Source organism: Stenotrophomonas sp. YJH_SMC_54 (assembly GCF_059368435.1).
Genome location: NZ_JCAFRS010000012.1, coordinates 40112 through 54828 on the forward strand (window position 1 = coordinate 40112; position 14717 = coordinate 54828).

Annotated in this window: 14 protein-coding genes; 10 read left to right on the forward strand and 4 right to left on the reverse strand. The window is 68.0% G+C overall.

Annotated features, from left to right (window positions below; translation table 11 throughout):
* Nucleotides 1-39: 39 nt before the first annotated feature.
* The 6 genes from AC5P5S_RS14305 (at nucleotide 40) to AC5P5S_RS14330 (ending at nucleotide 5646) form a co-directional block, all read left to right on the forward strand.
* Nucleotides 40-1149: an AI-2E family transporter gene (locus AC5P5S_RS14305; protein ID WP_005411982.1), complete on the forward strand. Its 1110-nt coding sequence runs from the start codon at nucleotides 40-42 to the stop codon at nucleotides 1147-1149.
* Between the two features lie 91 nt (nucleotides 1150-1240).
* Entirely contained in the window at nucleotides 1241-1708 is a 468-nt protein-coding gene (locus AC5P5S_RS14310; protein ID WP_005407738.1) for a hypothetical protein, read from the forward strand.
* Nucleotides 1709-1782: 74 nt separating this feature from the next.
* Entirely contained in the window at nucleotides 1783-2502 is a 720-nt protein-coding gene (locus AC5P5S_RS14315) for an HAD family hydrolase (RefSeq protein WP_049441851.1), read from the forward strand.
* Nucleotides 2503-2505: 3 nt separating this feature from the next.
* Nucleotides 2506-3873, forward strand: coding sequence for a leucyl aminopeptidase family protein (locus tag AC5P5S_RS14320; RefSeq protein WP_012478900.1), 1368 nt, complete (start codon nucleotides 2506-2508; stop codon nucleotides 3871-3873).
* Nucleotides 3874-4009: 136 nt separating this feature from the next.
* Nucleotides 4010-5113 (forward strand): catalase family peroxidase, encoded by a 1104-nt coding sequence (locus tag AC5P5S_RS14325; protein ID WP_062605988.1) that lies wholly within the window; start codon nucleotides 4010-4012, stop codon nucleotides 5111-5113.
* Complete coding sequence (locus tag AC5P5S_RS14330) at nucleotides 5110-5646, forward strand: cytochrome b (protein ID WP_062605990.1); 537 nt, start codon at nucleotides 5110-5112, stop codon at nucleotides 5644-5646. Before AC5P5S_RS14325 ends, AC5P5S_RS14330 begins: the two co-directional genes overlap by 4 nt.
* Before the next feature lie 576 nt (nucleotides 5647-6222).
* Here AC5P5S_RS14330 and AC5P5S_RS14335 read toward each other — a convergent pair.
* Genes AC5P5S_RS14335 through AC5P5S_RS14350 form a run of 4 tightly spaced genes read right to left on the reverse strand, consistent with a single transcriptional unit; the run spans nucleotide 6223 to nucleotide 9718 of the window.
* Nucleotides 6223-6825, reverse strand: coding sequence for a response regulator transcription factor (locus AC5P5S_RS14335; RefSeq protein WP_005407733.1), 603 nt, complete (start codon nucleotides 6823-6825; stop codon nucleotides 6223-6225).
* Nucleotides 6822-8036, reverse strand: a complete 1215-nt coding sequence (locus tag AC5P5S_RS14340) for a sensor histidine kinase (RefSeq protein WP_062605992.1) — start codon at nucleotides 8034-8036, stop codon at nucleotides 6822-6824. Before AC5P5S_RS14340 ends, AC5P5S_RS14335 begins: the two co-directional genes overlap by 4 nt.
* Before the next feature lie 6 nt (nucleotides 8037-8042).
* Nucleotides 8043-8825, reverse strand: a complete 783-nt coding sequence (locus AC5P5S_RS14345) for an ABC transporter permease (RefSeq protein WP_062605995.1) — start codon at nucleotides 8823-8825, stop codon at nucleotides 8043-8045.
* Nucleotides 8822-9718 (reverse strand): ABC transporter ATP-binding protein, encoded by an 897-nt coding sequence (locus AC5P5S_RS14350; protein WP_062605997.1) that lies wholly within the window; start codon nucleotides 9716-9718, stop codon nucleotides 8822-8824. Before AC5P5S_RS14350 ends, AC5P5S_RS14345 begins: the two co-directional genes overlap by 4 nt.
* A gap of 202 nt (nucleotides 9719-9920) precedes the next feature.
* Between AC5P5S_RS14350 and AC5P5S_RS14355 the strand changes: the two genes are divergently transcribed.
* The 4 genes from AC5P5S_RS14355 (at nucleotide 9921) to AC5P5S_RS14370 (ending at nucleotide 14474) form a co-directional block, all read left to right on the forward strand.
* Nucleotides 9921-11174: an efflux RND transporter periplasmic adaptor subunit gene (locus tag AC5P5S_RS14355; RefSeq protein ID WP_062605999.1), complete on the forward strand. Its 1254-nt coding sequence runs from the start codon at nucleotides 9921-9923 to the stop codon at nucleotides 11172-11174.
* 102 nt (nucleotides 11175-11276) lie between these two features.
* Nucleotides 11277-11966, forward strand: coding sequence for an ABC transporter ATP-binding protein (locus tag AC5P5S_RS14360; protein WP_012478890.1), 690 nt, complete (start codon nucleotides 11277-11279; stop codon nucleotides 11964-11966).
* A gap of 14 nt (nucleotides 11967-11980) precedes the next feature.
* On the forward strand, nucleotides 11981-13138 hold the full coding sequence (locus AC5P5S_RS14365; protein ID WP_005407727.1) for an ABC transporter permease: 1158 nt from the start codon (nucleotides 11981-11983) through the stop codon (nucleotides 13136-13138).
* Between the two features lie 13 nt (nucleotides 13139-13151).
* Nucleotides 13152-14474 (forward strand): ABC transporter permease, encoded by a 1323-nt coding sequence (locus AC5P5S_RS14370; RefSeq protein WP_005407726.1) that lies wholly within the window; start codon nucleotides 13152-13154, stop codon nucleotides 14472-14474.
* Nucleotides 14475-14717: the final 243 nt, after the last annotated feature.

Below are 14717 nucleotides of genomic sequence, written 5' to 3' on the forward strand. Positions count from 1 at the left end.
CCGGCGGATAATGCGCTCCCCTTTCCGGTTGATGCGTCGATGAGCGAGTCCCTCCTGTCCCCGCCACCGGCCGGCCCCGACGAGCCGGAGGCAGCGCTGCCACCACCGTCGCGCCCGCGCGGGCCGATGTCGCTGGTGGTGCTGGCGACCCTGGCGGTGGGCTACACGCTGTGGGCCGCGCAGGACATCATCCTGCCGGTGCTGCTGGCGATGTTCTTCGCCCTGGTCGGCAACCCGATCCTGCGCCTGCTGCAGAAGCTGTGGATTCCGCGCGCGCTGGGCGCACTGTTGATCCTCGGCGCCGGCCTGGGCGTGACCGGTTCGCTCGCCGTGCAGCTGATCGGCCCGGCGATGGAATGGGCGCAGGAAGCCCCACAGCAGCTGCGCAAGGTCGCCCGCCAGGTGCAGGACCTGACCAAGCCGGTGCAGCAGGCCAACCAGGCGGCGGAAAACTTCGCCCGTGTGGCCGGTGGTGACAGCAACCACAAGGTGCAGGTGATCCGTACCCAGCTGGACGACCCGTACCGCATGCTGACCCGTGCACCGCGGCTGGCTGCCTCGGTGTTGGCCGTGGTGCTGCTGACGCTGTTCTTCATGATCTACGGGCAGAGCCTGCAGCGCGCGGCGATCGCCCTGTTCCCCAACCGCCAGCAGCAGCGCTTCACTACGGACATCCTGCGTTCGATCGAACGCGAGGTCTCGCGTTACGTGCTGACCATCAGCGTGATCAACACTCTGGTCGGGCTGGTGTTCGCCGGCGTGCTGATGCTGCTCGGTATCGGCCTGCAGGAAGCGCTGCTGTGGGGCACGGTGGCCGCGCTGCTGAATTTTGCGCCGTATGTGGGTCCGTTGATCGGCGTGGCGCTGATGCTGTTGATGGGCTTCGTCGAGTTCCGCGACCCGCTGCAGGCCCTGCTGCCAGCGGCCGCCTACCTGGGCCTGCACACACTGGAAGGGCAGATGGTGACCCCGATCGTGCTGGGCCGTCGGATGAAGCTGTCGCCGCTGGTGCTGATCCTGGCGCTGATGGTGTTCGGCTGGGCCTGGGGCATGATCGGGCTGCTGCTGGCGGTGCCGCTGCTGGTGTGCATCAAGCTGGTGCTGGCACGCCTGGACGGCATGCAGGGCTGGGCACGCCTGCTGGAGTGACGGCATCAACAACGGATGGACGCAGGTGGCGGAACCAGAAACAGGGACGAAGTGGCAGACTATGGCGCCCTACCCGGATGGATCCGCTCGGATGAACTCTCTCGCCACGCGTTGCCTTGCCTTGGCCTGCATTGCCGCTCCCGCGTTCGCCGCGACACCGCCGACTGCCGATCAGGCGCGCACTCAGCTTGCTGAGGCGGTTACCTGCAAGCGGCACCTCACGCCCATACAGTTCGACGCCATGGCCCGGATGCTGACACCGGCCCCGGCAAGGGTGCAGGACGGCGAATCCAGCGGCGAGTTCCGGCTGACCACGCCCTTGATGGTGCTGGGCCAGCCCGTGAACCGGCTGCAGTCCTATGACGGCGACAGCGGCGAGGATGGCATCGACAGTTTCACCGCGTACTTCAGCTCGGCCAGTGTGGAACAGGTCGCGGCACTGGCGAAGATGTCCGACCCGGTAGCAGGCACCTACACGAAGGAAGTTGGGCGGCACAACCTGGACGTGCAGCAGTTCGACGGCCAGACCACCATCGCCTGCTCGTACAACCTGCGCTGACCCGGCCCAGCCACAGTGCCCACCCGCCCGCCGCGTCGCATGAAAGCCCGTGCTGGCAGGGGTAGAATGGCGGGGTGAATTTCCCCGTCCAAGCCATCACCCTCGACCTTGACGACACGCTGTGGCCGTTCGCTCCGATCGGCGCCCGCATCGAACAGGTCCTGCACGCCTGGATGTGCGAACACAGCCCCGCTACCGCCGCGATGTATCCGGTGGAGGCGATGCGCGAACTGCGCGAGCGGCTGTACCACGCCCATCCGCACCTCCACCACGACCTGAGTGCGCTGCGCCGGCTGACCCTGCACGAAGCACTGCACACCAGCGGTGCCAGCCTCGATCTGCTGGAGCCAGCGTATGAAGTGTTCTACGCCGCGCGCAACCAGGTGGAGTGCTATCCCGATGCGATCGACGCGCTGGCGCGCATTGCCGCACGGGTACCGGTGGCGGCGCTGAGCAACGGCAACGCCGACCTGGAGCGGATCGGCCTGGCCCATCATTTCGCCTTCCAGCTGGGTTCGCGCGAACACGGCGCGGCCAAGCCCGAAGCCAGCATCTTCCATGCCGCGTGCACCCGCCTGGGTGTGGCACCGGCACAGGTGCTGCACGTCGGCGACCATGCCGACATGGACGTGGCCGGGGCGATTGCCGCCGGCCTGCGCGGCTGCTGGATCAACCGCGACGCAGCCACCTGGACCCATCCGCAGCTGCAGCCGGACCTGCAGTTCGACACCCTTACCGGCCTGGCCGACTGGTTGGATGCCAACCTCGACGCCGCCGCACCCCGGAGTACCTGACGCATGAGCGAGATCACTGGTTTCACCGCCGACACCGCTGCGGCGCTGCCGTTGTACGTGCTGGACCGCGAGCAGTTCGCCGCCTGGAAGGACAGCCAGCCGGCTGCCACGCAGGCGTGGCTGGCATCGCAGGGCTTCAACGCCGGCGCCCACAGCGTGGCACTGCTGCCGGGCGCCGATGGCCTGGCCGGTGCCGTGATGGGCGTGGGTGATCGTGCCGATGCCTACAGCTATGCGCATGCGCCGCACGCGCTGCCGGAAGGCAGCGTCTGGCAGCTGGCCAATGAACTGCCGGCCGCCGAACTGGCGCTGCTGCAGCTGGGCTGGGGCCTGGGCAGCTACCGCTTTGACCGCTATCGCAAGCGCAACCGCGCACCGGCGCAGCTGGTGGCCTCGCCGACCGGCGAAGTGGCCGACCTGATCGCCGCCAGCCTGCGCGTGCGCGACTGGGTCAACACCCCGACCGAAGACATGGGCCCGCAGCAGCTGGAAGACGCCGCGCGCGCGCTGGCCCATGCACATGGTGCGCAGGTCGAGGCGATTACCGGCGACGAACTGCTGAAGCAGAATTTCCCGGCCATCCACGCCGTGGGCCGCGCTTCGCACCGTGCGCCGCGCCTGGTCGTGCTGCGCTGGGGCAGGGAAACCGACCCGGCACTGGTGCTGGTCGGCAAGGGCGTGTGCTTCGATACCGGCGGGCTGGACATCAAGCCGGCCGACGGCATGCGCAACATGAAGAAGGACATGGGCGGCGCCGCGCACGCACTGGCCCTGGCCGGCCTGGTGATGGCGCGCGGGCTGCCGGTGCGCCTGACCCTGCTGGTGCCGGCAGTGGAAAACGCGATCGGCCCCGATGCGTTCCGTCCGGGCGAGGTCATCGCCACCCGCAAGGGCCTGAGCGTGGAGATCGACAACACCGACGCCGAGGGCCGCGTGATCCTGTGCGACGCATTGACCTTCGCCGGTGAGCAGAAACCGGACCTGGTGCTGGACTTCGCCACCCTCACCGGTGCCGCGCGCATCGCCCTGGGCCCGGACCTGCCGGCGCTGTTCAGCAACGACGACACGGTGGCCCAGCAGTGGCTGCAGGCCGGTGACGCGACCCGCGACCCGGTCTGGCGCATGCCGCTGTGGCGCCCCTACCTGCGCTACCTGAGCAGCGGCATCGCCGACCTGGCCAACGCCGGTTCGCGCATGGCCGGCTCGGTTACCGCCGCGCTGTACCTGGAACGCTTCCTGGAAGACGGCCAGCGCTGGGCGCATCTGGACGTGTATGCCTGGAACGACGGCGAGCGCCCGGGCCGTCCGGCCGGTGGCGAAGCGCTGGCGCTGCGCTCGGCGTGGGCGATGCTGAAGCAGCGCTACAGCTGATCGGGTGGGTGCCGACCGTTGGTCGGCACCCCGTCCCCGGAAAATCTGACGAAAAATTGAATTTCGGCCCCGGCCGGGTTCTGCGAGGATGTGTGGGTCGACCACCCACACGCTCCGTGAAGGCAGGACTCCGACCATGTCGCTCTTCCGCTACACCCGCGCTGGCCAGACGCCTGGCGCGCCACGCAAGCATTCACCCCTGCTCTGGATCGCACTGATCGCACTCATCCTGGGTGCGGTCGCGCTGGCCTTCGCCTGGCTGGCCGGCTGGATTGGCGGCCGCCTGACCGCGCAGCGCTTCACCGACACCATCGAAGCCACCGGCCCGGCACATCCCGGGTTCCGCCGGGCGCACAGCAAGGGCATCTGCGTGAGCGGCTGGTTCGAACCCAGTGCACAGGCCCCTACCCTGTCCAGTGCACGGGTGTTCTCGCAGCGCCGCGTGCCGGTGATGGGCCGCCTGTCGATCGGCGGCGGTGATCCCTACGGCGCCGACAACACCGCGCGCGTACGCAGCCTGGCGGTGCAGCTGGTCAGCGATGACGGCCAGGAATGGCGGATGGCAATGAACAGCTTCCCGTTCTTCGCGGTGCCCGATGCCGAGGCGTTCTACGAGCAGACGCGCGCCTCCATTCCCGACCCGGCCACCGGCAAGCCCGACCCGCAGAAGATGGCCGCGGTGCTGGCGAAATACCCCAGTGCACAGGCGTTCCAGCAGTGGGCCAGGACGGCACCTTGGACCAGCAGCTGGGCTGACACCACCTTCAACAGCGTCAACAGCTTCTGGTTCACCAACGCGCAGGGCCAGAAGCGCGCGGTGCGCTGGCGCTGGCAGCCGCAGGCGCCGGTGGTGGAGATGGATGCGGAAACGCGCAAGCAGGCCAGCGTCGATTTCCTCAGCCAGGAACTGCAACAGCGCATGGCCAGCGGCCCGGTGCGCTGGAACCTGGTCGTCACTACCGCCGAGCCTCGCGATGCCATCGATGATCCGTCGGTACCGTGGCCCGAATCGCGTGATCAGGTGGTGGCCGGCGTACTCAGCCTGGCCCGCATGCAGTCGCAGGAAAAAGGCGCGTGCGGCCAGATCAACTTCGATCCGCTGATTCTGCCCAGCGGCGTGCGCGGCAGTGACGATCCGATCCTGGCCGCACGCTCTGCGGTGTACTCGCAATCCTTCAACCGCCGCGAGCGCGAGCGCGCCAGCGGCAACGTCGAGCAACCGAAGGAGGCCGCACGATGAGCACCGGCAACGGCCACTTCAACCTGCTGGCGCGGGTGCTGCACTGGTCCATGGCGCTGATGATCATCGCCATGCTGTTCATCGGCGTGACCATGGTCGCCTCGCTGCACCTGCGTCCGGTGCTGATCGACCTGCACCGCCCACTGGGCATCGCGATTCTGCTGCTGGTGCTGCTGCGCCTGTACAACCGGCTGCGCCATCGCCCACCGGCGCTGCCTGCCGACCTGCCGGTCTGGCAGGGGGTGGCGGCCAAGGCCTCGCACTGGATGCTGTACGCGCTGATGCTGGCGATGCCGTTGATCGGCTGGGCGATGCTGTCGGCCGGCGGTTACCCGATCGTGCTGTGGGGTGGCCTGCACCTGCCGCCGATCGTGCCGCACACCCCGGCGTTGTATGCCGCGCTGCGCAATGCGCACAGCTTGTTGGCGTATGTGTTGTTCGCCACGGTGCTGATGCACGTGGGTGCGGCGTTGTTCCACCTGTGGGTGCGGCGCGATGGCGTGTTCCAGGCGATGGCGCGCGGGAAGGATTGAGCGGATTCGCCGGGTGTTCCCGGCGGATTGTTTCCGCGACTGCGGAGGGGTGTCACTTTCTTTGCGCGCAAAGAAAGTAACCAAAGAAACGCTCCGCCGGCCGCGAGCCGGCGTGCTTCGCACGCCGGTGCCCTGCGCTCCTCGGTCCGTCGAGGGACGGCGCGGGAACTCGCTGCGCTCAGACACCCGCACCTCTTCGCCCTCGCCGGACCTCCGGTGCTCGGCTCGCTTGAAGGCGGACTGGAAGGTCAAGATCAAGAGCAACAGCATCCACGCATGGCGTGGATCTACTGGGTGCAGCTGTGGCTTTTGACGTTGGGTCCGCCTTCTAGCGAGCCGAGCATCGCAGGGGAATCAGGGGCGTAGAGGCGCCGGTGTTTGAGCGAAGCGAGTTCGGCGCCGTCCCCTGATTCCCCGAGAAGCGCAGGGAACCGTCGCGTAGCGACGGCTCGCGCTCTGGCGGCGTGTTTCTTTGGTTACTTTCTTTGCACGAGCAAAGAAAGTGACACCTCTCCGCAGGCGCGGTAACAATCCGCCGGGCAGCGCCCGGCGCTACCAGTGCGTCGGCGCACGCCCCTACAACCATCCCTTCTGCCGCGCCAGCCGGTACGCCTCGATCCGGTTGGCCACGCCCAGCTTGCCGATGCACTCGGACAGGTAATTGCGCACCGTGCCATGCGACAACCCCAGCTGCTCGGCAATCTCGCTGGCGGTACGGCCCTCGCCCGCCAGCCGCAGCACGCGGCGTTCGCGGTCGGTCAGCGGGTCGGCCTGCGACCACGCATCCAGCGCCAGCTGCGGGTCGATCGCGCGGATGCCCTGCTTCACCTTGCGCAGGGCATCGGCCAGGTTCTCGGCTGGTGCGTCCTTCAGCAGGTAGCCCAGCACGCCCGCTTCCAGCGCGCGGCGCAGGAAGCCGGCACGGGCGAAGGTGGTCACGATCACGACCTTGATCGGCAACTCGTGGCGGGCGATGCGCTGGGCCAGTTCCAGCCCGGACAGGCCGGGCATTTCGATGTCAGTGACCAGAATGTCCGGCTGCAGCTGCTGCAGCATGCGCCACGCCGCCTCGCCGTCAGCAGCGCTGCCCAGCACCTCGATGTCCGGCTCCAGGCCCAGCAGCGCCGACAATGCACCGCGCACCATCGCCTGGTCTTCGGCCAGCAGGATGCGGATCATGCGGCACCATCCCGTGCCAATGACGCTGGCGACAGCGGCGTGGTCGCGGCCACCAGTGGCACGCGCACGGTCACTACCGTGCCTTCTCCGCGCGACGACTGCAGTGACAACTGGCCGCCCAGCGCCATCGCCCGTTCGCGCATGCCACACAATCCGTTGCCCTCGGCCTGTACGCCACCGCGGCCGTCATCGCGTATCTGCATCACCAACTGTCGTTCCTCAAGCATGAAATCCACCTGCACCCGGGTCGCCTGTGCGTGGCGCACGATGTTGGTCGCAGCCTCGCGCAGCACCAGCGCCAGCCCACGTTCCACGTCGACCGGCATCGGCGGCGGCGGTGTGTACTGCAGGTGTACCTGCTGGCATTCCAGCAGCAGGCGCGCCGAGGCCAGCTCGCCGGCCAGGTCGCTGGCGCGGATGCCGGTCACCGCACTGCGCACCTGGGCCAGCGCCTCGCGGGCGATCGCTTCGGCTTCGCCGATCTCCTGCCGCGCGCGCGCGCCATCACGGTCGTACAGCTTGCGCGCCAGCTCCAGCTTCAGCGTGATCAGCGACAGCGTGTGGCCCAGCAGGTCATGCAGATCGCGGCCGATGCGCTCGCGCTCGGCGGTAGTGGCCAGCCGCCGCACCTCGTCCTGGGACAGCTGCAGGGCAACGTCCCGTTGATGGCTCAAGGCCTCCACGTTCACCACCAGGCCGACGATGAACGACACGGCCGGCATCCACACCATGGCTTGCCACGGATAACCGACGTAGAGCGCAGCGCCGCAGAACAACAGGTTCAGGCCGGTGAGCTGCAACAGGTACACCCACCAGCCGCCACGGCTGCTCATGCGGATCATCACGCAACCGAACACGAAGTAGCTCAGTCCCGACGGATACCACGGCAGCAGCACCAGGGCCATCAGGATCATGCCCAGCGCATAGCGCCATGCGTGGTGCCGTGGCGCCAGCATCACCTTCGCATAGAGCAGCAGGAACAGCGGATAGCTGGCCACGGTCAGCAGCAGCCAGCGCACCGTGAAGCCATTGCCGAGCACCGGGGTAAGGAAGATCCAGACCGACCACAGCAGGTGGATCGCACCACTCCAGGGCGACTTGCCACGCCTCAGCAGGTCGGCCACCGCCGAGTCCGGTGCGGGGCGCAGCAGGGACGCAAGCCAGCTCGACGACACGGAAGAATCCAGGCGGGAATGATCGCTGCCGATCATGCCAGTTCAGCCGATCCGGCGCAGGCGGCGGCGCGCCAGTAGCAGCGCCACCACCGTGACCGCCAGCAGCACCAGCAGGTGGCCGGCCATGCTGCCCACCGACGGCAGCCCGACCACCGGCAGCGCCAGCTGCGCCAGATGCCAGGTCGGCCACAGCGGTGCCATCATCGAGAACAGCTGGGGCAGCGCCGACAACGGCAGCCACAGGCCCGACAGCAGGGCCAGCGGCAGGTAGACCAGGTTGACCATCGCCGGCGCCGCGCTGGCACTGACATGACTGCCGATCAGCAGGCCGATCGCCCCCAGCGGCAGCGCTGCCAGGCCCGCCACCGCCAGCAGCTGCAGCATCTGCACTGCCTGCAGCTGCACGCCACCCAGCGCGCGCGCCACCCCGATCAACAGGGCGGCTACCAGCAACGCGAACATCACGGCCATCGCCAGTCGCGCCAGCAACGGTGCCGCCGCCGGCATCGGCAGCGCTCGCTTGAGGGTCAGCAGGCCGCCTTCACGGTCCAGCGCCAGCTGCACGCCGAAGCCGAAAAGGGCCGGGGCCATCGCACCGAACACGCAGTAGGTGGCCAGCAGGTAGAGCGGTGCATGGCCGCGGCCCAACAGCACGCCGAACAACAGGTAGAACAGCACCGGGAACAGCAGCGAAGGCACCGCGAAGGCGGGTGTACGCCAGGCGCGGCGCAGCTCGGCCACCAGTTCAGCGCCGTACGGGCGCAAGGCCTGGCGCCACGCCGATACCGGCGCGGGTGTAGTGCCGGTACGGGTCATCGTGTTCATGCGGCCTCCCGGGTCATGTCGAGGAAAGCGTCGGCCAGTGCCGCGCCCTGTACTTCCAGCTCACGCAGCTGTGCATCGGCGGCCAGCAGGCGCGCCACCACCGGCTCGGCCGGGCTTGCCATCAACTGCAGGTGCTCGCCATCACGCTGCACCTGCTGCACGCCCGGCCACTGCTGTACGTCTTCAACAGTCAGCACGCTGCGGCAGCGGATGCGGCGCGGCCGATCGGCCAGTCGCAGCTCGCTCAACGGCGCATCGGCCAGCACCCGGCCCTGCTCCAGCACCAGCACCTGCTGCGCCAGCGCTTCGGCCTCTTCCAGATAGTGGGTGGTCAGCAGCACGCCGCAGCCTTCGGCCACCAGCTGCCGGATTGCCTGCCACATCGCCTGCCGCGCCTGGATGTCCAGGCCTGTGGTGGGCTCGTCCAGGAACAGCACGCGCGGGCGGCCACACAGCGCGATGGCGAACTGCACCGCGCGCTGCTGGCCACCGGACAGCTGACCGTAGCGACGGCCTGCCAGTGCCTGCAGGCCTGCGCGCTGCAGCACCTCCTGCAGCGGCATCGGGTCCGGATAGCAGGCGCTGGCCTGCGCCACCAGTTCGTCCACCTGCAGCATCGGCGGCAGGCTGGTGCTCTGCAGCATCGCGCCCAGGCCGAGGCGGCTGCTGCGCTGCTGCGGGTCGCCACCGAGCAGCTCGACCTGGCCGGCATCGGCGCGGCGCAGGCCCAACAGCACGCTGATCGCGGTACTCTTGCCGGCACCGTTGCGGCCCAGCAATGCCAGCACCTGGCCAGCGCGGACCTGCAGGTCGATGCCCTGCAGGGCGGTATGGTCGCGGTAGCGCACCTGCACCTGCTGCAGGCGGGCCAGCGACGGGGCGATCGGATCCATGGGCGGTACCGGTAGCGGGGACGTTGCCATCCTGTGCCGCCGTGGTCACATTTCGCAGTTGCCGCCGTCAGTGTCATCGGATGACAGCTGTCACTGCCGTCATCGCTGTGCCTGCCTTCATGCTGTGCCGCACGCTCCACCGCCGGAACCGCCGCCGTCCGCGCTTCCGGCCACACCCGCCCGAACGCCTGTGATGGAACGAATGAACGCTTCTGCCGAGCTGTTGAAGGAACTCCGTATCGACCGCAAGTCGCCGCCGCCCGCCTCCGGTGGTGGCAGCAATGGCGGTGGCCGTCGTTGGCTGTGGATCGCGATCATCGTGGTCGTGCTGCTGATCGCCGCTGCCGTGGCCTTCCTGCTCGGCCGCGCGCCGGCCGTGGAAGTGGAAACCGCGCCCGCAGTAGCCATCCAGCAGGGCAGCGCCAGCAGTTCGGTGCTCGATGCCAGTGGCTACGTGGTCGCCCGGCGCATGGCCACGGTCTCGGCCAAGATCACCGGCAAGGTGCGCGAGGTGATGATCGAGGAAGGCATGCGGGTCGAAGCCGGCCAGGTGATGGCCACCCTGGATCCGATCGATGCCGATGCGCAGCGCAGCCTGTATGCCTCGCAGCTGCAGGCCGCGCGCAGCCAGGTGGCCGGGCTGGAGGCACAGCAGAAGCAGGCCGCCGCCGAAGCCAGCCGCCTGCAGGCGCTGGTCGGCCAGCAACTGGTGTCACGTTCGCAGTACGACCAGGCCGTGGCCCAGCGTGACAGCCTGCGTGCGCAGCTGGAAACGGCCCAGCGCAACGTCAAGGTCGCCAACGACCAGCTGGCCATTGCCGATCTGGGCGTGGACAACAACATCGTGCGCGCGCCGTTCTCCGGCGTGGTCACCGCCAAGGCCGCGCAGCCGGGCGAAATCGTTTCGCCGCTGTCGGCGGGCGGTGGTTTCACCCGTACCGGCATCGGCACCATTGTCGACATGGACTCGCTGGAGATCGAAGTCGAGGTCGGCGAGGCCTTCATCGGCCGCGTGCAACCGAAGATGCCGGTGGAAGCCACGCTCAATGCCTATCCGGAGTGGAAGATTCCGGGCGAGGTCATCGCCATCATCCCCACTGCCGACCGCGGCAAGGCCACGGTGAAGGTGCGCGTGGCGCTGAAGGTGAAGGACCCGCGCATCGTGCCGGAGATGGGCGTGCGGGTCAGCTTCCTGGAGCAGGCGCAGCCGCAGGCGGCCGCCAAACCGCAGGGCGTGCGCGTGCCGGCTGGCGCGGTGGTCCAGCGCGAGGGCGCCTCGGTTGCCTTCGTACTGGGCGACCAGAGCCGCGTGCAGCAGCGCACGGTCGAGGCCGGCCAGGCGATGGGCAAGGACCGCCAGATCCTCAAGGGCGTCAGCGCGGGTGAGTCGGTGGTGGTGAACCCGCCGGACACCCTGCGCGATGGCGCCAAGGTGCAACAGAAACAAGCGCAGTAACGGCCTGGCGCCCATGGGCGCCGCCGGCAACACCGCTCGACGCACGCCTGCGGCCACCGCAGGTGCGCTTCCCCGTTTCCCGCCTTCCGTGGAGAACCACCCATGTCGACCCTGGTTTCACTGCGCAACATCACCAAGACCTACCAGCGTGGCCCCGAGAAAGTGCAGGTGCTGCACGGCATCGACCTGGACATCGCCAGCGGCGACTTCGTCGCGCTGATGGGCCCGTCCGGCTCGGGCAAGACCACCCTGCTCAACCTGATCGGCGGCCTGGACAGCCCCAGCGGCGGCGAGATCAGCATCGAAGGCGAGCGCATCGACCAGATGAGCGGCGGCCAGCTGTCGACCTGGCGCAGCCACCACGTCGGCTTCGTGTTCCAGTTCTACAACCTGATGCCGATGCTGACCGCGCAGAAGAACGTGGAGCTGCCGCTGCTGCTGACCCATCTCAATGCCGCGCAGCGCCGCCGCAATGCCGAGATCGCGCTGACCCTGGTCGGCCTGGCCGACCGCCGCAGCCATCGCCCCAATGAACTGTCCGGCGGCCAGCAGCAGCGCGTGGCGATCGCGCGGGCGATCGTCTCCGACCCGACCTTCCTGATCTGCGACGAACCCACCGGCGACCTCGACCGCCAGTCCGCCGAGGAGATCCTCGGCCTGCTGCAGCAGCTCAACCGCGAACACGGCAAGACCATCATCATGGTCACCCATGACCCGAAGGCCGCCGAGTACGCCACGCACACGGTGCACCTGGACAAGGGCGAGCTGGCCGACGCGCCGCTGGCCCACTGACGGAGGCCACGGCGATGAAATACTTCTCGTTGGTGTGGGCGCAGCTGTTCCGCAGCCGCACGCGCACCTTGTTGACCCTGCTGTCGGTGGTGGCCGCGTTCCTGCTGTTCGGCATGCTCGACTCGGTGCGCGTGGCGTTCTCGTCCGGCGGCAGCGTGGAAGGCGCCAACCGCCTGGTGGTGGCCTCGCGGCTGTCGATCACCCAGTCGCTGCCGATCCGCCTGGAAACCCAGATCCGCCAGGTGGCCGGCGTGCGCGACGTGGCCTACGGCATGTGGTTCGGCGGCATCTACCAGGATCCAAAGAACTTCTTCCCGAACTTCTCGGTGTCGCCCAACTACTTCGATGTCTACCGCGAGCTGCAGATCGATCCGGCACAGCTGGAGGACTGGAAGCAGACCCGCACCGGCGCCATCGTCGGCGAATCGCTGGCCAAGCAGTTCGGCTGGAAGATCGGCGACACCATCCCGTTGCAGGCCACGATCTTCCCGCGCGGCGGCAGCAACGACTGGCCGCTGGAACTGAAGGGCATCTACCGTTCCAAGGACCGAGCGCTGGCGGCCAACGAAGAACGCCAGTTGATGATGAACTGGAAGTACTTCGATGAATCCAACGACTACATCAAGAACCAGGTGAGCTGGTACACGGTGACGCTGGACAACCCGGATCATTCCTCGCGGGTAGCGCAGGCCATTGATGCAATCTCGGCCAACTCCGACCACGAGACCAAGACCCAGACCGAGTCGGCGTTCCAGCAGGCCTTCGTCAAGCAGTTCGCCGACATCGGCATGATCGTCACTTCAATCATGGGCGCGGTGTTCTTCACCCTGCTGCTGCTGACCGGCAACACCATGGCGCAGGCCGTGCGCGAGCGCGTGCCGGAGCTCGCCACGCTGAAGACGCTGGGCTTCAAGGACAGCACCGTGCTGACCCTGGTGATGGTGGAGTCGGTGCTGCTGATCGGCCTGGGCGGCCTGATCGGCATGGGCCTGGCCGCACTGATCCTGCCGGCGATCGGCCCGAAGAGCATGGGCATGCTGCCGCCGCACGTGCCGACGCCGACCTGGCTGATGGGGCTGGGCCTGATCGTGGTGATCGGCATCATCGTCGGCCTGTTGCCGGCGCTGCGTGCCAAGCGCCTGAAGATCGTCGACGCACTGGCCGGCCGCTGAGGAGGACACCGACATGTTCAAGAGCAAACTCAAGAAATGGCTGGGCAACGGCCTGACGGTGCTGCTGCTGGTGATCGGCCTGGTGCTGTGGATCAGCCTGCCGTGGTTTGGCGTGCTGGCCGTGGCCGTGCTGGTGGCACTTTGGCTGCTGCTGACCCGTGGCGGACGGTTGGCGCTGGCCGCCACCCGCATCGGCGTGGCCAGCCTGCCGCAGCGCTGGGGCGCGTCCTCGGTGATCGTGGTCGGCATCGCCGGCGTGGTCGGCGTGCTGGTGGCGATGCTGGCGATGGGCGAAGGCTTCCAGGCCACGCTCAACAACACCGGCGACGACACCACCGCCATCGTGCTGCGCGGCGGCTCGCAGGCCGAGACCAACTCGGTGATCACCCGCGAGCAGGTGCCGACGTTGTCCACCCTGCCCGGCATCAGCCGCGATGGCGAAGGCCGGCCGCTGCTGTCGCCGGAGCTGTCGCAGGTGGTCAACCTGGTGTCGAAGTCCGACGGCACCGACGTCAACGCGCAGTTCCGCGGCGTTGGTCCGCAGGCCTGGGCCGTGCATGACAAGGTCAAGATCATCGAAGGCCGCAAGTTCGCAGCCGGCCTGCGCGAGATCGTGGTCGGCCAGGGTGCCAAGGGCCAGTTCCGCGACATGGACGTGGGCAGGACGCTGACCCTGGGCAACCAGACCTGGACCGTGGTCGGCGTGTTCGCCACCGGCGATGCGCACGATTCGGAGCTGTGGACCGACGCCGATACGCTGGCCACCACCTACCAGCGCAGCGCCTGGCAGTCGATCAGCGTGCGTACCGATGGCAAGGCCGGCTTCGAGCAGTTCAAGGCAGCGGTCGCCGCCGACCCGCGCCTGAAACTGGACGTGGAAACCACCCGTGTCTACTACAGCAAGCAGGGCGGCGGGCTGACCAAGCTGATCGACATCCTCGGCAAGGTGATCGGCACGATCATGGCGGTGGGTGCAGTGTTCGGCGCACTCAACACCATGTACGCGGCCGTGGCCACCCGTGCGCGCGAGATCGCCACCATGCGCGCGATCGGCTTCCGCGGCCTGCCGGTGGTGACGGCGGTGATGCTGGAGACCATGCTGCTGGCGTTGCTGGGTGGCCTTCTGGGGTGTGCGGTGGCGTGGCTGCTGTTCAATGGCTACAGCGTGTCCACCATAGGCAGCAACTTCAGCGCGGTAGTGTTCAAGTTCCATGTGTCGCCGGAACTGCTGTGGACCGGACTGAAATGGGCGCTGGGCATCGGCCTGGTCGGCGGCCTGTTCCCGGCGCTGCGCGCGGCCCGTTTGCCGATCACCACGGCGTTGCGAGAAACCTGAGCATCACGCAGCGGTGGACTGCGCATCACGCAGGGGACGGAGCGAAGGCTCCGTCCCTTTTATTTTGCGCGTCATCCACGCTTGGTGGTGAGCCAGGACGTCCAGTAGATCCACGCCATGCGTGGATGGATGCCGGCGCACGCGCACGGCTACAGATTGCGGGAAATACGCCGCTATCGATGCCTCTGCCCATCGAAAGCGCAACGCGCGTGACGTTGCGCACATCCCATCTGTGGATTGTTG

Excerpts from the sequence above, each read along its gene's own strand:
- AC5P5S_RS14305 (WP_005411982.1), top strand. The coding sequence starts at position 40 with ATGAGCGAGTCCCTCCTGTCCCCGCCACCGGCCGGCCCCGACGAGCCG.
- AC5P5S_RS14310 (WP_005407738.1), top strand. The coding sequence starts at position 1,241 with ATGAACTCTCTCGCCACGCGTTGCCTTGCCTTGGCCTGCATTGCCGCT.
- AC5P5S_RS14320 (WP_012478900.1), top strand. The coding sequence starts at position 2,506 with ATGAGCGAGATCACTGGTTTCACCGCCGACACCGCTGCGGCGCTGCCG.
- AC5P5S_RS14325 (WP_062605988.1), top strand. The coding sequence starts at position 4,010 with ATGTCGCTCTTCCGCTACACCCGCGCTGGCCAGACGCCTGGCGCGCCA.
- AC5P5S_RS14330 (WP_062605990.1), top strand. The coding sequence starts at position 5,110 with ATGAGCACCGGCAACGGCCACTTCAACCTGCTGGCGCGGGTGCTGCAC.
- AC5P5S_RS14335 (WP_005407733.1), bottom strand. The coding sequence starts at position 6,825 with ATGATCCGCATCCTGCTGGCCGAAGACCAGGCGATGGTGCGCGGTGCA.
- AC5P5S_RS14340 (WP_062605992.1), bottom strand. The coding sequence starts at position 8,036 with ATGATCGGCAGCGATCATTCCCGCCTGGATTCTTCCGTGTCGTCGAGC.
- AC5P5S_RS14345 (WP_062605995.1), bottom strand. The coding sequence starts at position 8,825 with ATGAACACGATGACCCGTACCGGCACTACACCCGCGCCGGTATCGGCG.
- AC5P5S_RS14350 (WP_062605997.1), bottom strand. The coding sequence starts at position 9,718 with ATGGATCCGATCGCCCCGTCGCTGGCCCGCCTGCAGCAGGTGCAGGTG.
- AC5P5S_RS14355 (WP_062605999.1), top strand. The coding sequence starts at position 9,921 with ATGAACGCTTCTGCCGAGCTGTTGAAGGAACTCCGTATCGACCGCAAG.
- AC5P5S_RS14360 (WP_012478890.1), top strand. The coding sequence starts at position 11,277 with ATGTCGACCCTGGTTTCACTGCGCAACATCACCAAGACCTACCAGCGT.
- AC5P5S_RS14365 (WP_005407727.1), top strand. The coding sequence starts at position 11,981 with ATGAAATACTTCTCGTTGGTGTGGGCGCAGCTGTTCCGCAGCCGCACG.
- AC5P5S_RS14370 (WP_005407726.1), top strand. The coding sequence starts at position 13,152 with ATGTTCAAGAGCAAACTCAAGAAATGGCTGGGCAACGGCCTGACGGTG.